This is a genomic window from Brevundimonas sp. Br13 (assembly GCF_055391505.1).
On record NZ_AP044008.1, the window covers coordinates 1,928,034 to 1,946,814 of the forward strand.

Consider the following 18,781-nt stretch of genomic DNA (forward strand, 5'->3'; position numbering starts at 1 on the left):
AGCGACCATGGCGGACGACGACTGGGCTACAGAAGCGATCATTAGCGATACGCTGTGCGATAAGCCGGATATCGCGCTCGGCGGTCCGGCCGAGGGCTGGCGCCTGTCGCGCTGGCGACGGTTCGTCGGCAGCTATGCCTTGCCGCCCCTTCCGACGCCCGTCTTCGTCATGCACATCGGCGGCAAGCCGGTGAAGACCTGGGACCGGGACGGGTGGACGGGCAACAGCTCCATGCCCGGCGACGCCACCATAGTGCCGGCGGGAATGGCCTCACGCTGGCGGGTCGATGGGGAACTGGACACGGTCACCCTGAGCCTTGCGCCGCATTTGTTGAACGCCTCGCCGCATTCGGCCCGGTTCCAGCAACTTCGTTTCGCCTTCTCAGACGCCTTGGGGGCGGCGCTGACGCGCCAGGTGCTGTCGGAGCTCTATACGCCGGACTCCGTCGAACGAGATGGGTACGTCACCACCTTGATGACGGCGCTTACGTCTCATGTCCTCAGAGGCGCTGATCGTGCTCATGCCCCGTTGATCCCGACGTCATCCAACTCTTCATTCCGGCTCCATACGGTCATGGATCAGGTGAAGAAGGCGCCGGAGGCCGATCACAGCCTTGAGGAGATGTCGGCTGCAGCAGGGCTGACGCCCTCGCATTTCTGCCGGGTCTTCCGTCGCGCGACTGGCACTACGCCGCATCAGTTCGTCATGCGGACCAAGCTGGATCGCGCCCGGTTTCTGCTCGGTGCGTCGGAACTGTCGATGGCGCAGATCGCCGACAGTCTGGGCTTCAAGAGCCAGAGCCACTTCACCCGCAGTTATCGCCAGTATTTTCAAGAGACGCCGAGCGACTACCGCCGGCGCGGCAAGGAGGCCGCTTGATGGCCAGTCTTCAGGGTTTCGACGATCTGGTGTTGCCTGAGCTGAGGCTTCGGGCGGGCGGCGACGCCTTGTGGGTCGGGACCACTTTTGACGACGAAGATCCGTCCCGCGCCCAGGTGTTCGCGCAGATCCCTGAGGCGTCCGCATCGGACGTCGACGCCATCGTCGAGGGCGCCTGGATCGCCCTGAAGTCTCCGGCCTGGCGCGATCTCATCCCGCTGCAGCGCGACGCCCTGTTGCACAGATTCGCCGACGCCATCGAAGCCGATCTGCCGAGACTGGCGGCGCTGGAGGCGCTGGACGCGGGCAAGCCCATCTCGATGGCCGAGACCATCGACATCCCGGCGACGGTGGGATGGCTGCGCGCCTATGCCGGATGGCCGTCCAAGATCCAGGGGCGGGCCGGGGGTCTGGCGGCGTCTCCGGGCGGGCATCATGTCTATACGCGGCGCGAGCCGGTCGGCGTCGTCGCCGCGATCACGCCCTGGAACTTCCCGTTGGTGCTGTCGATGTGGAAGATCGCCCCCGCGCTCGCGGCAGGGTGCACCGTCGTTTTGAAGCCCGCGCCGGAAACCAGCCTGTCGGCGCTGCGCCTGGCCGAACTGGCGGTGCAGGCCGGACTGCCCGCGGGCGTTCTGTCGGTGGTCACGGGCGGCGGGGATGCCGGCGCACGGCTGGCCGCGCATCCGAAGATCGCCAAGGTGGCCTTCACCGGATCGACCAGGACGGGGCAGTCGGTGCTGTCGGCGTCGATCCCCGATCTGAAGCGCGTGACGCTGGAGTTAGGCGGCAAATCGCCATCGATCATTTGCAAGGACGCGGATCTGGCCAAGGCGATCCCCGAGGCGGCCTTCGGCTGTTTCTTCAACTCGGGACAAGTCTGCTACGCGGGCACACGGCTTTATGCGCATCGGTCGATCTATGAGGAGACGCTGGCGGGTCTGGCGGCGACGGCGGCGGCCTTGCCGATGGGCGTAAGCTCTGATCGTGGCGCGCAGCTCGGCCCGCTGATCAGCGCGCGCCAATATGACCGGGTCGCTGGCTTCGTCGATCGCGCTTTGGCGTCGGGTGTTCAACGATATGGGGACGCGCCCGTCGTCCCGGACCAAGGGCATTTCTATCCGCCGACCATACTGCGCGACGTGCCCGTCAACGCCGAGGTGGCCCGCGAAGAAGTGTTCGGCCCGGTGCTGTCGGTCACGCCCTTCGACGAATTCGACGAGGCCGTCGCGATGGCCAACGACAGCGACTACGGCCTAGCCGCCCACATCTGGACCCGCGACCTGGGCGTCGCGCATCGGGCGGCGGCGGAGCTGGAAGCCGGCACCGTGTTCGTAAACTGCATTCTCGCCGCCGATCCGGCCTTCCCGTTCGGGGGGATGAAGCGGTCGGGCATCGGACGGGAAAACGGGCCGGACGTCCTCGACGCCTACCTCGAATCCAAATCCGTGGTCGTGGCCCTGCCGTGATCCCTCCCTATTTCGCCTTCCCAGGATAGACATATGCAGATCACCGCCGCCGTTGCCCGAAAGCCGCACGCGGACTTCTCCGTCGAAACCGTCGAGATCGAGACGCCGCGCGCCGACGAGGTCTTGATCCGGATCACGGGGGTCGGACTTTGCCATACCGACCTGATTGCGCGCGACGGCTTCATTCCTGTCACCTTGCCGGCCGTGCTGGGCCACGAGGGGGCGGGGATCGTTGAAGCGGTCGGCTCCAGCGTGACCAAGGTGGCGCCGGGCGACCGCGTGGTGCTGAGCTTCGCCAGTTGCGGACACTGTTCGCGATGCGATGATCACCTGCCTTCCTATTGCCGGGAGTTTCCGGCCTTGAACTATGCGGGTGCGCGAAAGGACGGCTCGACCGGCGTCAGTCTCGGCGGTCAGCCGATCTCGGCAAACTTTTTCGGACAGTCGTCCTTTGCGAGTCACGCCCTGGCGTTCGAGCGCAATGTCGTGAAGATCGAGGACGCCGATGCGCCGCTCGAAATCCTGGGTCCGCTGGGCTGTGGGTTTCAAACGGGAGCCGGGGGGATCATGCGCTCCCTGGCCTGTCCGGCGGGATCGACCCTGGCTATTTTCGGCGGAGGTCCGGTGGGGCTTTCGGCCGTCATGGGCGCCGTCATCCAAGGCTGTGGGACCATCATCCTGGTCGAGCCGATCAAGGCGCGGCGCGATCTGGCCCTAGAATTGGGCGCGACCCACGTCATTGACCCGGCGACGGGCGACGTGGTCGAGGCCATCCGGGCCATCCTGCCTGACGGCGTCGACTACGCCCTAGAAACCAGCGGGCGTGAGCCGGTAGTGGAAGGGGCCTTGGCCAGCCTGGCCAGCCACGGCGTCCTCGGGCTGGTCGGGGTGCCCCCTAAGCCGGAGAGCAGCGTCGCGATCAATCTGGCCGGTCTGATCACCTATGGGCATCGCATCCAAGGGATCATCGAGGGCGACAGTGATCTGGACGGCTTCATCCCGGAGCTCGTGGCTCTGCATCGCGAGGGGCGGTTCCCGATCGAGAAGCTGACCAAGACCTGGCCGCTGTCCGAAATCAACGCCGCCGTCGAGGCGCAACACAAGGGTGAATGCGTGAAGGCCGTGCTCATTCCCTGATCCTCATTCGCGACGGCGGCGCCGTCGCCACCCTCTTCCTCCCCGGAAACTCCCGCCGATCGCCGCTAGGCTGCGAGCGGTCGGCGGGACCTTTTCTGAAAGCCGAGCCTGATGCCCACCGATTCACCCATTCAGAGCCGCCGCAAGGCCGTCTTGCAGGAGCAGGGCTGATGCCGGCCGTCACCATAATCCTGCGCGAGGGCGACGCCGTTTCGGTCGATGCCGAGATCGGTTCTTCGGTCATGGAGACCATCCGCAACGCCGGCATCGACGAGGTCGTCGCCCTCTGTGGCGGCTCGTGCTCGTGCGCGACCTGTCACGTGTTCGTTGAGGCGAACCAAGGGGCGTTGCCGGAAATGGCGGCGGACGAGGCCGACATGCTGGAGTGCAGCCTGTATCGCCAGCCGAACTCCCGCCTGTCATGCCAACTGCCCGTCACGGCGGAAATGGCGGGGCTGGTCGTTCGCATCGCGCCAGAGGAGTAGGGCGATGAGCGACGGCGAACATTCGTCCGATGTCCTGATCGTCGGCGGTGGGCAGGGCGGCGCACAGACCGCCATCTCGCTTCGCCAACTCGGGTTCGGCGGCTCGATCACCCTCATCGGCGACGAGCCGGAGCCGCCCTATGAGCGGCCGCCGCTCTCGAAAGAATATTTCGCCGGCGAGAAGACATTCGAGCGGCTACATCTTCGACCCGCGACATACTGGACCGAAAAAGCCGTCACGCTGATGACGAACGAGACGGTGGTTCAGGTGGATGCGCAGGCCCAGACCGTGCAGACGGCGTCGGGCCGTGTCGTGCGCTATGGCGTGCTTGTCTGGGCGGCTGGCGGATCGCCGCGAAGGATGACGTGCGACGGCGCGGATCTGGCAGGGGTCCATTCCGTGCGCAGCCGGGCGGACATCGACGCCATTCTGGCCGAGCTGCCCGGCGTAAAACACGTGGTCATCGTGGGCGGCGGCTATATCGGTCTGGAAGCCGCGGCCGTTCTTAGGAAGTTTGGCAAGTCGGTAACCCTGGTGGAAGCCCAGGCCCGGTTGCTGGCGCGGGTGGCGGGCCCCACCCTGTCCGATTTCTTCGCTGACGAGCATCGTGCGCAGGGCGTGGATGTTCGGCTGGGCGTCGGCGTCGCCTGTTTCGAAGGCCAAGGCCGGGTCAGCCATGTCGTGCTGGCGGACGGCGAGCGGATCGAGACCGATCTGGTGATCGTCGGGATCGGCATCACGCCCAATGTTGCGGTCCTGGCCTCTGCGGGCGCCGAGGTGACGAACGGCATAGACGTCGATGGACGATGCCGGACCAACCTGCCCAATGTCTTCGCCATCGGAGACTGCGCTAACCAGGCCAGCAAGTTCGCCAGCGACGCCAGGGTTCGTATCGAGTCCGTACCCAGTGTGTCGGAACAGGCAACGACGGTTGCGCGCGAGCTGACGGGGCAGGGCCGCGATCATGACGCCCTGCCGTGGTTTTGGTCCAATCAGTATGACCTGAAGCTCCAAACCGTCGGACTCTCGAACGGTCATGACGCCGAGGTCGTACAGGGCGACCCGGCCACGCGGAGCTTCTCGGTGGTCTATCTCCGCGAGGGGCGGATCATCGCCGTGGACGCCATCAACGCCGCCAAAGCCTTCATGAAAGGTCGCGGCTGGGTCTCCACCGGCGCATCCGTCGAAGTCCTGTCGCAGTAGAAGCGCCGTCATCCACCGGCGGCGGACGAAATGAAATCCGACGGCCGGCGCTCGACGAAGGCGGCGATCCCTTCGCGGCTTTCGGCGGACCGGCCCGCCCGCGCGATCATCCTCGCCTCGGCTTCCAGGTGGCTTTCCAGCGAAGCGCCATAGGCTCCGAGCAGGAGTTCGCGCGTGCGACCCCAGGCGCACACGGCCGAACGGGATAGTCGCTCGATCAACTGGTCGGCTTCAGCGGAAAGTGTTTCGGCGTCGAAGACGGAGGTTACAAGTCCCAGGTCGGCGGCCGTTGCCGCGGGCAGAGTCGGATCGGTCAGCATCAGCTCTTGGGCGCGACGCAGACCGATCAGGCGGGGCAGAAGCCAGGTCGCTCCCCCATCCGGTGACAGGCCGAGCTTGCCGTAGGCCAGGGTGAAGCTGGCGTCTGGCGACGCCAAGGCGATGTCGCCCAGCAGCGCCAAGCTGAAACCGGCGCCGGCCGCCGGGCCGTTGACGATGGTGACCAGGGGCTTCTCCATCCGCGCCAAGCGGGAGATCGCCGAGTGCAGGTAGCTGGTCAGTTCTTTCAGGAGCTGAGGAATCCTGTCCCCGGCCGAGGCGAAAAGCCGAACATCGCCGCCGGCGCAGAACATGCGGCCGGCCCCCGTCAGCACGACGCACCGGACCTCCGGATCCTCGTCGCAGGCGATCGCGGCCTCCATCAAGGCTTTGGCCAACTCGATGTTGATGGCGTTTCCGGCCTTGGAGCGATTGAGGATCAGGCGAACGACCGAACCCTCGCGTTGGATCAGCAGCGGAGCGTCGTCCGTCATGGTTGGGCCTGCATGGCTTGTTGGAGCGCGATTTTGGAGATGATGGGCAGGGTGGCGATCATCTCGCGGGCGTGCGCAGATGAGGCCGTGCCGCGGGCGATGCGCGCCTTGATGCCGTGGAAGATCGCGGCCAGGCGGAAGAGGTTGAAAGCGACGTAGAAGTCGAGGTTCGGCACGGCGTCGAGGCCCCGTCGCCGCCGATAGAGATCGACGTATTCGGCCTCGGTCGGCAGGTTGAGCGCGCCGATGTCCGCACCGACCAAGCCCGTCAGCATCGTCGGCGGGATCCGGTACATCATCATGTTGTAGGCGAAGTCGGCGATCGGCTGTCCAATGGTGGACAGCTCCCAGTCGAGGACGGCGACGATGCGCGGCTCTGTCGGGTGGAAGATCATGTTGTCGATGCGAAAATCGCCGTGGACGATAGAGGGCGCGCCATCCGGCGGCATATGCTCCGGCAGCCATGCGATCAGGGCTTCCAGATTGGGCTCCGTACCCGCTTCGGCGAGATCGGCGTCGTACTGGCGAGTCCAGCGCTTGACCTGGCGAGCGACATAGCCGTCAGGGCGGCCGTAGTCTTCCAACCCGATGGCGCGATAGTCGATCTGGTGCAGCCGGGCCAGAGTGTCGGCCATGGCCGCGAAATAGGCGGGGCGATCCTCGGCGGCGATGTCGGGCAGGGTGGCATCCCAGAAGATCCGGCCCTCGACCAGGTCCATCACATAGAAGGCCGTGCCGATGACGCCAGGGTCCTCGCACAGGCCGTGGACGTGGGGGACGGGAAAATCGACCGTGCCGAGCGCGCTCAGGATGCGCGCCTCACGCTCGACAGCATGGGCGCCGTCGGCGAGCCGTCCGGGCGGCTTGCGTCGCAGCACATAGTTCCGGCCGGGCGTGGACAGGCGGTAGGTTGGGTTCGACTGCCCGCCCTTAAACTGATGCACCGTCAGGGGACCGACGAAGTCGGGAATGGTCGCCGCCATCCATTCGGCCAAGGCCGCCTCGTCGAATCGATGCCTTTCGCCGACCTCGGCGAAGCCGGCGTTTGGGTTGGCTGCTTCGGTCATTGGGATACTCCTGCCGCCTCGGCGTGGGAGCGGGCCTCGCGCTTGATCGCCTTAGTCAGGCTCCATTTGTGGACCTCGGTGGGGCCGTCATAGATCCGGAAGGCCCGCAGTTCGCGAAAGACCTGGCCGACAATGGTGTCGTCGGTGACCCCGGTCCCGCCCATGACTTGAACGCAGCGGTCGGCGACAGCATAGAGGCCCTCCGATACCGCGACCTTAGCCATCGAACTTTCAACGGCGCCCAGCACGCCGGTGTCGAGCACCCCGGCGCACCAGTCGATCATCAGTTCGGCCTGTTTCAAGGCGATCTGGTTCTCCGCCAGCATGAAGCCGACGCCCTCGTGGTCGATCAGGGGCTTGCCGAAGGCTTGGCGTTTGACGGCGTAGGCGACGGCGATCTCATGGGCGCGGGTGCAGGCGCCCAGCCAGCGCATGCAGTGGGACAGTCGGGCAGGAGCCAAGCGTACCTGAGCGTATTTGAAGCCCTCGCCGCTGTCGCCCAGCATCTGGTCGGCGGGAAGGCGCAGGTTCTCGATGGTCACCACGGCATGGCCGCCTGGCATCGAGGTGTCGATCGTGTTCAGGATGCGGTCGATCCGGATCGCCGGGTCCGGCAGATCGACCAGGAACATACAGGCGCCGTCCTCGGACTTCGCCATGACGATGCCGATGTCAGCGCCCTCTGCGCCGGTGATGAAGGCCTTTCGGCCGTTGATGACCCAGTGATTGCCGTCGAGGCGGCAGGTCGTCTTCATCATCGACGGGTCCGACCCGGCGCCGCCTTCCTCCGCTGGCTCTGTCATGAAAAAGGCCGAGCGCGCCCGCCCTGAAACCAGGGGCTCCAGGAACCGGGCCTTCATTTCCGGCGATGCGACCTTGCCAATCAGGAACATATTGCCCTCGTCCGGGGCGGCGACGTTGACGGCGAGGGGGCCCAGCGGCGACAGGCCCGAGGCCCGCAGGACCACAGCCGTCTCTCGCTGCGTCAGGTGGGAACCGTCAGGGCGGATGTGCGGTGTCAGAACCCCGGCGTCGCGCGCCAGGTTGCGAAGGTCCTGGACCAGATCGTCGGAGGGGCCGTGAGCGGAACACCGCGCGTCGGTCTCGAAGGGGGCGACGACGTCGCGGACGAAGGATTCGACGCGGGCGGCGATGTCGCGTGCCTCGTGGGAAATCGTGCTCAAGAGACAGCGTCCTTTGCGTGGTAGTCGTCGCGGATCAGGCGTTTGAGCAACTTGCCCGTGGGTTCGCGAGGCAGGGTCTGGCGGAAGTCGACCTGACGAGGCGTCTTGACCCCGCCCAGGTGCTCTCGGGCCATACGGGTCAGTTCTTCAGCCAGCGCAGGACCGGCGTCGCTCCAGCTGGTCGGCTGGACGACCGCCACCACCCGTTCCCCCATCTCATCGTCCGGGGCGCCGACGACGGCGACATCCGCGACCAGGGGATGGGTGATCAGTAGGTTCTCGATCTCCTGCGGGTAGATGTTCACCCCGCCTGAGATGATCATGAAGCCCTTGCGGTCGGTCAGGAACAGATAGCCGTCTTCATCCAGATGGCCGATATCGCCCAAGGTCGCCCACCCTTGAGGACTGTAGGCCTTAGCCGTCTTCTCGGGATCCTTATGGTAGGCGAAGGCGGGGCCGTCGGAGAAATAGACATCGCCCGCCACGCCGACCGGCTGTTCTTCAAAACGCTCGTTCAGGATGCGGACCTTGCCGAGCACCGCACGGCCCACAGAGCCTGGCTTGGCCAGCCATTCCTCTGCGGAAAGGGCCGTGATGCCGCAGGCCTCCGTGCCTGAATAATATTCGTGGAGGATCGGCCCCCACCAGCTCATCATGGCCTGTTTGACCGGCACGGGGCAGGGCGCTGCGGCGTGCACGGCGGCCGTCATGCTGGAGACGTCGTACCGCGCTCGCACCTCCTCGGGCAGTTTGAGCATGCGCACGAAGTGCGTCGGGACCCAGGTGCTGGCGGTGACCCGGTAGCGCTCGACGAGGGCGAGCGCTTGTTCGGGATCGAACTGGTTCATGACTACGACCGTTCCGCCCAGTCGGTGCACCGTCATCGCCCAGCGCAGCGGCGCCGCGTGATAGAGAGGCGATGTCGAGAGATAGATGGTGTTCTCGTTCATGCCGTAGAGATCGCGCCCCATGGCCATAAGGCCGGTCGGGGCGTCGAGCGGGCCGTCCGGCAGCGACGGTCGAACGCCTTTTGGTCGTCCGGTCGTGCCTGACGAATAGAGCATGTCGGTCCCTGGGACAGCGTCCTCCAGCGGGCGGTCGGAAAAGGCTGAACGAGCGGCCGACCAATCCTGCAGTCCGCTTTGGCCGGTTATAGAGAAGGAGGCGATATCGAGGTTGGACGCAGCAGCCCTTCCGCATGCCGCCAGACGATCGGAGACGATCATCAGCCGCGCATCGGCATCTCGCAGAATGTAGGCGAGGTCGCCCACACTGCTCTTTGTGGACAGGCTGGTCAGGAAGACGCCGATCCGCTGGGCGGCCCAAGCGATCGTGAAGGTCTCGAAACTGTTGTCGAGCACGACAGCGACGACATCGCCGCGCTTCAGCCCGAGCTCGCGCATCAGCCGCGCGCCCTGGTTGGCCGATGCCTCCATCTCGGCATAGGTCATCACCTCGCCGCTCTCGGCGAGAATGCAAGCGGCTTTGTCGGGAACCCGCCGGGCATGGCCCTGCGGGTGTGTGGCCTCCGCCATGAACGACATCCTCCTCGTCCGGGTCGCACGCCAGGCTCGTCCCGGGCCGCCCGATAATCTTGTTGAGGGATGCGAGCCGCAGTCGGGGCGGTGAAGCAAGGGGGCCGCAAGAAACGTCAAATCTTTCGGCAAGGGAGGGCAAAGCCTTCGAAGCCGATCAGACGTAGCGTGATTTTAACGACAGCGCGGAATGCGCGGCGATCCCTCGAGGAGGAAAAATTGCGGAACCCATCATGCCCGGGGCGCCCTGGTCGGTGTCGCTGAACGCGACGTCGTCCCGCACTCGCGAACCCGAAGCCGCCTTCGGGCGCTTGTCCCACTCTCCGTGCCCCGCCTGGCGTCGTGATCGGCCGCCTTCGGGGCGGTCATTTGCCGAGAAAGACTGAACTCATGAATATCGCTGGACACGCCGCCATCGTCACCGGAGGTGCTTCGGGCCTGGGCGGCGCGACCGCCGCTCGTCTCGCCAGGGCCGGCGCCAAGGTCACCATCCTCGACCGCAATGCCGGGCTGGCGGCCGAAACCGCCGAGCGTATCGGCGGTCGGTTCGCGGTGGTCGATGTCGCGGACGAGGCGGCTGTCGCCAACGCCCTGGACGAGGCGGAGGGCGTTTACGGCAAGGCGCGCATCCTAGTGAACTGCGCCGGCATAGGTCCGCCCGCGAAGGTCATCGGTCGCGACGGCAAGGCGCTGCCGCTGGCGGACTTCGTCAGCATCATCACGGTCAACCTAATCGGCAGCTTCAATGTCTTGTCTAAGTTCGCCGAACGTCTGCACGATGCCGAGCCTGTCGGCGAAGAGCGCGGTGTGATCGTCAACACCGCCAGTGTCGCGGCCTTCGACGGTCAGATCGGACAGGCCGCCTATTCCGCGTCCAAGGCGGCGATCGCCGGCATGACCCTGCCTATCGCGCGAGAGTTCGCCCGCTATGGCATACGTGTCGCGACCATCGCGCCGGGCTTGTTCCTGACGCCGCTCCTCGCCACCCTGCCTCAGGAGGCCCAGGACTCGCTGGGTAAGCAGGTGCCGTTCCCCGCCCGTCTCGGCGACCCCGACGAATACGCCCACCTGGTCGAGTCCATCGTCACCAACGCCATGCTGAACGGCGAGACCATCCGACTGGACGGCGCCATTCGTATGGCTCCCCGCTGAGGATCGGGACGGTGAGCAGCACCTCTGAACCGATGAGACGCTCGTTCGGGCCTTCTGTCACGCCCGCAAGGAGAGATCTGAATGGCTGAGGCCTATATCGTCCAGAGCCTGCGCACCGCAGGGGGGCGTCGCAACGGCCGTGTGTCCGGCTGGCATCCTGCGGACCTTGGGGCCGAAATCCTGAACGCCCTGGTCGATCGCTCTGGCATCGATCCGGCCGCCGTCGAGGACGTCATCATGGGATGCGTCACCCAGGCCGGCGAGCAGGCATTCGCGTTTGGCCGTAATGCGGTTCTGGCCTCGCGCCTGCCGGAGTCGGTTCCGGCTCTGACCATTGACCGCCAGTGCGGCTCGTCTCAGCAAGCCGTTCAATTCGCCGCTCAGGCCGTCTTGAGCGGGACCCAGGACGTGATCATCGCCGCAGGCGCCGAGAGCATGAGCCGGGTGCCGATGTTCACCAACATGTCCTTCCATCAGGAGAAGGGGATCGGCGAAGGGCCGCTGAGCGCCCGAATCAAGGCCCGTTACGGACGCGACGTCTTCAGCCAGTTCGAAGGCGCGGAGATGATCGCCAAGAAATACGGGTTCGACCGCGATACCCTGGACGCCTACGCTCTGCGCAGCCACCAGCGGGCGACGACGGCGACGCGAGCCGGCGCCTTCGACGCCGAGATCGTGCCGATCGAGGTCCAGACGCCCGACGGCCTCACATCGCATACGACGGATGAAGGCATCCGCTACGACGCCACGATAGACAGCATAGGGTCCGTGAAGACCCTGGTCGAAGGCGGCGTGGTCACGGCTGCGAACGCCAGCCAGATCTGCGACGGCGCCTCGGGCGCGCTGATCGTCTCGGAAGCGGCTCTGAAGCGTTACGACCTGACCCCGATCGCCCGCATCCATAACTTCACGGTCACCGCCGGCGATCCCGTCATCATGCTGGAAGAGCCCATTCCGGCGACGAAGCGGGCGCTGGACCGCGCGGGACTGCGTATTCAGGACATCGACCTCTATGAGGTAAACGAGGCCTTCGCCCCCGTGCCCTTGGCGTGGCTCCAGGCGTTGGACGCCGATCCGGACAAGCTAAACGTCAACGGCGGGGCGATCGCCCTCGGTCATCCTCTCGGCGCATCGGGGACCAAGCTGATGTCGACCCTGATCCACGCCCTTAGGGCGCGCGGCAAACGCTATGGCCTGCAAACCATGTGCGAAGGCGGCGGCGTCGCCAATGTGACCATCGTGGAGGCGCTGTGATGAGCCGGGTCCGTCTGCAGGGGCAAGGCGACTGATGGCGATCCGGACCCGCCTGACGGAATTGCTCGGCATCCAGCATCCGGTCGTCCAAGGCGGCATGATGTGGGTCGGTCGCGCCGAGCTCGCCGCCGCCGTATCCAACGCTGGCGGACTGGGGATCATCACCGGCCTGACGCCAGGCTCGCCCGACGCCCTGCGCCGGGAGATTGAGCGCTGCCGAACGATGACCGACAAGCCCTTCGGGGTGAACCTGACCATCCTGCCGTCGGTCAGCCCGCCGCCCTACGCGGCGTACCGCCGGGCGATCATCGACAGCGGCGTCACCATCGTCGAGACGGCCGGTCACAGGCCTCATGAACATGTCGAGGACTTCAAGGCCCACGGGATCACCGTCCTGCACAAGTGCACGGCCGTCCGGCATGCCGTGTCCGCCGAGCGCATGGGCGTGGACGTTATTTCCATCGACGGCTTCGAGTGCGCCGGTCATCCGGGCGAGGACGACATCCCAGGCCTCGTCCTGATTCCGGCCGCGGTGGACAAGGTCACGATTCCGGTCATCGCCTCGGGCGGCATCGCTGACGGCCGTGGACTGGCGGCGGCGCTGGCGCTGGGTGCAGAGGGCGTCAACATGGGCACCCGTTTCTGCGCGACGGTCGAGGCGCCGATCCACGACAGGATCAAACAGTTCTTCGTGGCGAATGACGAACGGGCGACCAACCTGATCTTCCGCCAGTTCCACAATACCGGGCGGGTCGCGCGCAACAGCGTGTCGGACGAGGTTGTGGCGCGGTCGCAAAGGCCAGGCGCGGTGTTCGAGGACGTGCGTTCTCTGGTGTCCGGCGCTCAGGGCCGCGAGGCATTGGAGACCGGTGACCTGGACAAGGGTCTGATCTGGGCCGGTCAAGTCCAGGGCCTGATCCACGACGTCCCCACCTGTGCCGACCTTCTCACCACGATGATCTCGGACGCCGAAGCCATCATCGCCGGTCGCTTGGCCGGAATGCTCATTTAGGACTGCGCCGCATGACCTTTCAATACGCCCTGGTCGAACGCGAGGGACCGCTGACGATCGTCACCCTCAACCGGCCCCAGGCCCGCAACGCCTTGAACGCCGAAGCCCATGCCGAGTTGGCGGACATCTTCGACGCCTTTGCCGCCGACCCCGATCAATGGGTCGCGATCCTCACCGGCGCCGGCGACAAGGCCTTCTGCGCCGGTCAGGACTTGGCGGCGCTGGCTGACGGCGCGGTGCTACGTCCACCGCCGCGTGGGTTCGGCGGTCTCAGCAGCAGGTTCGACCTGAACAAGCCGGTCATCGCCGCCGTCAACGGCATCGCCTTCGGCGGCGGCTTCGAACTGGCCCTGGCGTGCGACATCGTCGTGGCCCTGGAGACGGCGAAATTCGCCCTGCCGGAGCCGAAGGTCGGTTTGGCCGCACTGGGCGGCGGCATCGAGCGGCTCCCACGTGAGATCGGCCTCAAGCGCGCCATGGGAATGATGCTGACTGGAAAGCCCGTCTCCGCGACCGAGGGGCTGCGCCTCGGCTTCGTCAACGAAGTGGTCGCCGAGGACGTCATGGGCGCTGCGCGACGTTGGGCGCAGGATATTCTGGTCTGCAGCCCGATGTCGGTCCGGGCCACCAAGGAGGCGGTCTTGCGGGGGCTGGATACGCCGCTCGAGGTCAGCGCCGAGACGGTCTGGACCTATCCCGCGATGGTCGAGATGCTGGCGTCCCAGGACGCCGCCGAGGGACCGAAGGCCTTCACGGAGAAGCGTGCTGCAGACTGGCGGGGTCGCTGAACCATGATCCTGACAGAGACCCAGTCCCTCGTCCGCGATGCGGTGCGGGCTATGGCGCGTGAACGGATCGCGCCGAACGCCGCCGCCTGGGAGGCGGCCGGCGCCTATCCCGACGACCTGTTCCGCGAACTTGCCGAACTGGGGCTGATGGGAATGACGGCGCCGGGCGAATACGGCGGGGCGGAAGCCGACTATGTGTCCTACGCCCTGGCGCTGATGGAGTTGGCGGCTGCCGACGGCGGCTTATCGACGGTGGTCTCGGTCCACAATGCGCCTGTCGTCGCGGCCCTGCTTCGTAACGGATCGACAGACCAGAAGACGCGCTTCCTGCCAAGACTTTGCGCTGGCGAGATCATCGGCGCCTTCGCCCTGACCGAGGCCGGCGCTGGATCCGACGCCTCGGCGTTGAAGACGCGGGCGGAGCGCGACGGCGACGGGTGGCGGATCGACGGGTCGAAACAGTTCATCACATCCGGTCGGATCAGCGGTCTGACCATCGTCTTCGCCGTGACGGATCCAGCAGCATGCAAACGGGGCCTGTCGGCCTTTCTCGTCCCGGCTGGAACGCCGGGCCTGACGATCGCCAAGCCGGAACACAAGCTGGGGCAGAAGGCGTCCGACACCTGCGCCCTCAGCTTCGACGACATGCGGATCGGCGACGAGCTTCGCTTGGGTGAAGAAGGCGACGGTTACAGGATCGCGCTGGCCAATCTGGAGACCGGCCGGATCGGCATCGCCGCCCAGAGCGTCGGGATGGCGCAGGCCGCGCTCGAGGTCGCCGTCGCCTATTCCAAGGCACGGATCGCCTTCGGCAAACCCATCGTGGAGCATCAGGCCGTCGGCTTCCGCCTGGCCGATCTGGCCGCCCGCCTGGAAGCCGCGCGCCAACTTGTGCTTCACGCCGCTTCGCTCAAGGACGCAGGCGTTCCCTGTCTGACAGAGGCTTCGATGGCCAAGCTGGTGGCGTCAGAACTGGCCGAAACCGTGGTCTCCGGCGCCATTCAGACCTTGGGCGGGTACGGCTATCTGGAGGAATACGGGCTGGCGAAGATCTATCGCGACGTCCGCGTCTGCCAGATCTACGAGGGCACCTCCGACATCCAGCGCATGGTCATCGCCCGCGCCCTCTGATCCGTCGTCGCCTTGAGGCAATCCATGTCAGATCCCGTCGTCATCGTCTCATTCGCCCGCACGCCGATGGGCGGTTTTCAGGGCGTGTTCGCTGGCGTACGTGCCACCGAATTGGGCGCCGCCGCCGTCCGGGCGGCCGTCGCGCGCGCTGGTGTTTCGCCTGACAAGATCGACCAGATCTACATGGGCTGCGTCCTGCCCGCCGGGCTTGGTCAGGCGCCGGCCCGTCAGGCGGCGCTTAGCGCCGGTCTGGGCCAGAACGTCGAGGCCACCACCCTGAACAAGATGTGCGGTTCGGGCCTGCAGGCGGTAATCATGGCTTCCGACAGCCTGGCGGCAGGCAGCGCTGACATCATCGTTGCGGGTGGCATGGAGTCCATGACCGGCGCGCCGTTTCTGATGAATAAGCACCGCGCCGGAGCCCGCATCGGCCACGACGTCATCGTCGATTCCATGATGATGGACGGTTTGGAGGACGCCTATGACGCCGGCAAGCCTATGGGATCGTTCGCCGAGGCCTCGGCGTGGACCTATCAGCTAACGCGCGAGGCTCAGGACGCCTATGCCATCGAAAGCCTGAACCGCGCGAACGCCGCCATCGCCTCCGGCGCCTTCAAGGCCGAGATCACCCCGGTCGAGGTCAGCGGCCGCAAAGGCGTCATCACGATCACAGAAGACGAACAACCCGGTAAGGCCAAGCCGGATAAGATCTCCGACCTGAAGCCCGTGTTCGCCAAAGAAGGGACTATCACCGCCGCGTCCTCGGCTTCTATTTCGGACGGGGCTGCGGCTCTTGTCCTGACGCGCGAGAGCGTGGCCAGGGCCATGGGGCTGCCGATCGTCGCCCGCATCGTCAGCCATGCGGCCCACGCCCATGAGCCCGGCCTGTTCACCACCGCGCCCGTACCCGCGATCCGCGAGGCGCTGAGCAAGGCAGGATGGTCGGTCGAGGACGTCGATCTTTGGGAAATCAACGAGGCCTTTGCCGTCGTCCCGATGATCGCCATGCTGGAACTGAGAATCGACCACGCCAAGCTGAACGTGAACGGCGGTGCGACCGCCTTGGGCCACCCCATCGGCGCTTCCGGCGCCAGGGTTCTGACGACGCTCTTGGCGGCCCTTCTAACGCGCGGTGCAACCAAAGGTGTCGCCAGCCTGTGCATCGGGGGCGGCGAGGCCGTCGCCATGGCGGTTGAGCTGGTCTGACATCGATGACGCGGTAAAATTGCTATGTATTAAAGCTATCACGTCGCTGAAGTACAATATTCCCCAGTATCGCTTTTTGAAAACGGTTACCGGTGGCCGACGGTTGATTCAGGCATTGTAAAAGTGGTGGATAGAGACATTTACTGCGCCGGTGGTTACGGATACCGTTCGGTGCGCCGAACGGATCAGTCTTCGGTATTCATGTCTTGCACGAAGGCAAGCCAGTTATCGTCGTCCATATGACTTTGATCAACAATCAGACCCTTTTCATCGACGAAAAGGTAAGATGGAATCATGTTTCTTGGATTTAGCTTCCGGCGTATGTCTAATGGAAGGCGCAAGACGTGGGATTCGAGCGTGCTCCCGGCCACAATGTTCGTGACGCCATGAACGTCGTCCGCCGGTATGATCCAGAACGCCACATCCGAAGCGGACAAGCCGGGCAGGAGGTCGATCAGAATCTCTCTCTTTTTGGTGCAATCCGGACACCCTGACGACAGGAAAACCAGAACCGTGTTCCGGCCAAGCAGGTCTCGCGAATGCACGGCGGCGTCATCGATCGCGCAGTGTCCTGTGAACGAGGGCAGGGGCAGGCCGATCAGGGAGGCGTCCGGCGACTGCTTGGCTTCGAGCGCCGCGACCCGCGCAGACAATCGGGCAGCCAAAAACACCATTGCGGAAAAGCCGAATAGGAGAACGGTCACCGAGATTTGGAGCGCCACCATGTCAGCCAAGGGCTAAGAAATCGGTTGTGAGCGGATCGTACAACCCCATAGGGTTGTGGAAGGATCGGCCGGAGCGCCTTTGGAATGATGCGGTGTCCCGCCTAGTAGTTGGGGCGGGACTGGAGGTCGGTGCAATCCAGGGCATCGGCGTCGAGGCGGCGCGCGCGGTTAGCGCGATCGGCTCCGGTCGCGCGCCTTGTGCCTGTCCCTCGCTTGGTCAGGGGCGCGGCGCGCCTGGAAGCGGTCCAGGGCCTCGGCCATCAGCCGGGTCTGGAGTGCGGCGTCCGGCACGAGGCGGCGCACGACCACGGCGGCGCGGACCATCCGATCCGCGATCTCGGCCGGCAGAGCCGGGCGCGGCTCAAGCCCGGCGGCCTGCCGGTCCCGCTCGCGCGGCCGGTGGCCCTGAACCTCCAGCCCCAGCGCCTGGGCCTGGATCCAAACTTCACGCCGAAACCCGGGATCGCCCGAGACCCGGACAGCGGTCCAGCCGCGATGCCGGGCGATCTTGAGCATGTCGATGACGGCGTCGGGATAGGCGTTGTAGGCGACCAGAGACCGGCCGCGATCCTGAAACATCGGTTCCGTCGCCCGATGGTCGCGAAAGAAGCGCTCCGGCCGGCCGCGAAGGTCCCGCTCGATCAGATAGCGGTCGAGGACGGCGTCCGGGAGGTCGCCCTTGGCGGTGGACCTATGGGTCTTCGCGGCGCCGGGCGAGAGCCGGTTCGGCGTCGAGGCGCGGGGCGGGACGGGTTCGGTCATGCGCCGACCTCGCGCGCCGGGGTGTCGAGGACGCGGTCGAGCCGGTCGCCGACGGCGGCCGCGTCGGCGCCGGGCGGCGGCGGGGGGAGGCCTTCTGCGGCGAAGGCGCGGGCGATGACGTCGAAATCCAGGGGATCCTCTTCGGCCGAGGCGGGAGCGGGCGAGGGGAGGACGGCAAGGACCGCGATCTCCGGCGCCGGCCGGAGCCTTCGGACAAAGACGCGCTCGCGCCAGTAGACGATCTTGCGCCCCCGAGTCGGCAGGGTCTCGGCCTCCAGCACGAGAAGCCGGTCCGACGGCAGCTGCATCAGTTCCTGGGGCAGCAGAAGCGCGCGCCTCTGGTCGGAGACGGTAGTGCTGCGGCGCCCGGCGGCCAGGCCGGTCGGACGGCTGCGGCTCAGGCCAGGCACGGTGGCGTAGCCCAGACGCTCGCTGAGCTCCTGGGCGACGCGCAAGGCCTTGGGGGCGAAGACGACCTCCACCCCGCAGTTGGTGAGAATGTCCTCGGTGAGATCGGGTCCATAGAGGGCCGAAGCCCCGTCGAGCAGGACATCGGTGCGCGCGATGGCGCTGCTGGGCAGGTTGGAGACGTCCGCGAAATCGCCGGCGCCGCCCGTACCGGCGATCCGCCGTCCGTTGACGAGCACCAGGGTCGCGTCCGCCCCAAGCCCCCTGAGATTGACCCCTGTGGCGTAGGCGGTGTTGCGGTTGGTGCGGTCCGCGCCGGTTCCAGCCGATCCCTCATAGGCCGCCCCGGTGAAATTCTGCGGCAGGGCCGCCAGGGTTTCGGCCACGGTGCCCCGTCCGCGACGGTCGACGTCGGCCTGAGTCAGAACCGTGACCGGCGACGGGCTGTCGGCGCCCCTGAGATAGGTCCCGGTGACCACCACCTCGTCCAGAACCGGCGTGGCGGGGTCTTCTTGCGCCTTCGCGGCGGGATCGATCAGAACAAAGACCGTCGGACGACTCTGCCGAAGA

The 18,781-nt window shown here is 66.1% G+C and carries 18 protein-coding genes; 11 read left to right on the forward strand and 7 right to left on the reverse strand.

The genetic code is table 11. The annotated features are described in order from the left end of the window. Positions 1–7 precede the first annotated feature (7 nt). From ACZ5M6_RS09485 to ACZ5M6_RS09505, 5 genes are all read left to right on the forward strand, one after another. Positions 8–880 carry a helix-turn-helix transcriptional regulator gene (locus ACZ5M6_RS09485; protein WP_464158303.1) on the forward strand — a complete coding sequence of 291 codons (873 nt, stop codon included), beginning with the start codon at positions 8–10 and terminating at the stop codon, positions 878–880. Then, a complete protein-coding gene (locus ACZ5M6_RS09490; protein ID WP_464158305.1) occupies positions 880–2,349 on the forward strand; it encodes an aldehyde dehydrogenase family protein in 1,470 nt (489 codons plus the stop codon). The genes ACZ5M6_RS09485 and ACZ5M6_RS09490 overlap by 1 nt, the downstream gene beginning before the upstream one ends. Before the next feature lie 33 nt (positions 2,350–2,382). After that, positions 2,383–3,486, forward strand: coding sequence for an NAD(P)-dependent alcohol dehydrogenase (locus ACZ5M6_RS09495; RefSeq protein ID WP_464158307.1), 1,104 nt, complete (start codon positions 2,383–2,385; stop codon positions 3,484–3,486). A gap of 170 nt (positions 3,487–3,656) precedes the next feature. Next, positions 3,657–3,971, forward strand: coding sequence for a 2Fe-2S iron-sulfur cluster-binding protein (locus ACZ5M6_RS09500; protein WP_464158309.1), 315 nt, complete (start codon positions 3,657–3,659; stop codon positions 3,969–3,971). A 4-nt stretch (positions 3,972–3,975) separates the two neighbouring features. Continuing rightward, entirely contained in the window at positions 3,976–5,175 is a 1,200-nt protein-coding gene (locus tag ACZ5M6_RS09505; protein ID WP_464158310.1) for an NAD(P)/FAD-dependent oxidoreductase, read from the forward strand. 8 nt (positions 5,176–5,183) lie between these two features. Here the strand turns inward: ACZ5M6_RS09505 and ACZ5M6_RS09510 are convergent, their stop codons facing one another. Genes ACZ5M6_RS09510 through ACZ5M6_RS09525 form a run of 4 tightly spaced genes read right to left on the reverse strand, consistent with a single transcriptional unit; the run spans position 5,184 to position 9,773 of the window. After that, positions 5,184–5,987, reverse strand: coding sequence for an enoyl-CoA hydratase/isomerase family protein (locus ACZ5M6_RS09510; RefSeq protein WP_464158312.1), 804 nt, complete (start codon positions 5,985–5,987; stop codon positions 5,184–5,186). Then, positions 5,984–7,054, reverse strand: coding sequence for a phosphotransferase (locus ACZ5M6_RS09515; protein ID WP_464158314.1), 1,071 nt, complete (start codon positions 7,052–7,054; stop codon positions 5,984–5,986). Before ACZ5M6_RS09515 ends, ACZ5M6_RS09510 begins: the two co-directional genes overlap by 4 nt. Then, the gene (locus tag ACZ5M6_RS09520; protein ID WP_464158315.1) at positions 7,051–8,238 is read right to left on the reverse strand and encodes an acyl-CoA dehydrogenase family protein; all 1,188 of its coding nucleotides are present in this window, start codon (positions 8,236–8,238) and stop codon (positions 7,051–7,053) included. The genes ACZ5M6_RS09515 and ACZ5M6_RS09520 overlap by 4 nt, the downstream gene beginning before the upstream one ends. Continuing rightward, positions 8,235–9,773, reverse strand: a complete 1,539-nt coding sequence (locus ACZ5M6_RS09525; protein WP_152950018.1) for an acyl-CoA synthetase — start codon at positions 9,771–9,773, stop codon at positions 8,235–8,237. Before ACZ5M6_RS09525 ends, ACZ5M6_RS09520 begins: the two co-directional genes overlap by 4 nt. A gap of 390 nt (positions 9,774–10,163) precedes the next feature. Here ACZ5M6_RS09525 and ACZ5M6_RS09530 point away from each other — a divergent pair, with 390 nt between their 5' ends. From ACZ5M6_RS09530 to ACZ5M6_RS09555, 6 genes are all read left to right on the forward strand, one after another. Next, entirely contained in the window at positions 10,164–10,925 is a 762-nt protein-coding gene (locus ACZ5M6_RS09530) for an SDR family NAD(P)-dependent oxidoreductase (RefSeq protein ID WP_464158317.1), read from the forward strand. Between the two features lie 81 nt (positions 10,926–11,006). Next, the gene (locus tag ACZ5M6_RS09535) at positions 11,007–12,179 is read left to right on the forward strand and encodes an acetyl-CoA C-acetyltransferase (protein ID WP_464158319.1); all 1,173 of its coding nucleotides are present in this window, start codon (positions 11,007–11,009) and stop codon (positions 12,177–12,179) included. A gap of 34 nt (positions 12,180–12,213) precedes the next feature. After that, complete coding sequence (locus ACZ5M6_RS09540) at positions 12,214–13,191, forward strand: NAD(P)H-dependent flavin oxidoreductase (protein ID WP_152950024.1); 978 nt, start codon at positions 12,214–12,216, stop codon at positions 13,189–13,191. Positions 13,192–13,202: 11 nt separating this feature from the next. Beyond that, on the forward strand, positions 13,203–13,979 hold the full coding sequence (locus tag ACZ5M6_RS09545; RefSeq protein ID WP_464158321.1) for an enoyl-CoA hydratase-related protein: 777 nt from the start codon (positions 13,203–13,205) through the stop codon (positions 13,977–13,979). A gap of 3 nt (positions 13,980–13,982) precedes the next feature. Beyond that, positions 13,983–15,110 (forward strand): acyl-CoA dehydrogenase family protein, encoded by a 1,128-nt coding sequence (locus ACZ5M6_RS09550; protein ID WP_464158323.1) that lies wholly within the window; start codon positions 13,983–13,985, stop codon positions 15,108–15,110. Between the two features lie 24 nt (positions 15,111–15,134). Continuing rightward, positions 15,135–16,316, forward strand: coding sequence for an acetyl-CoA C-acyltransferase (locus ACZ5M6_RS09555; protein ID WP_464158325.1), 1,182 nt, complete (start codon positions 15,135–15,137; stop codon positions 16,314–16,316). Between the two features lie 185 nt (positions 16,317–16,501). Here the strand turns inward: ACZ5M6_RS09555 and ACZ5M6_RS09560 are convergent, their stop codons facing one another. The 3 genes from ACZ5M6_RS09560 to ACZ5M6_RS09570 form a co-directional block, all read right to left on the reverse strand. After that, positions 16,502–17,050, reverse strand: coding sequence for a peroxiredoxin family protein (locus ACZ5M6_RS09560; protein ID WP_464158327.1), 549 nt, complete (start codon positions 17,048–17,050; stop codon positions 16,502–16,504). 159 nt (positions 17,051–17,209) lie between these two features. Continuing rightward, complete coding sequence (locus ACZ5M6_RS09565) at positions 17,210–17,803, reverse strand: LPD7 domain-containing protein (protein ID WP_464158329.1); 594 nt, start codon at positions 17,801–17,803, stop codon at positions 17,210–17,212. Continuing rightward, positions 17,800–18,690: a type IV secretory system conjugative DNA transfer family protein gene (locus ACZ5M6_RS09570; RefSeq protein ID WP_464158331.1), complete on the reverse strand. Its 891-nt coding sequence runs from the start codon at positions 18,688–18,690 to the stop codon at positions 17,800–17,802. Before ACZ5M6_RS09570 ends, ACZ5M6_RS09565 begins: the two co-directional genes overlap by 4 nt. Between the last annotated feature and the right edge of the window lie 91 nt (positions 18,691–18,781).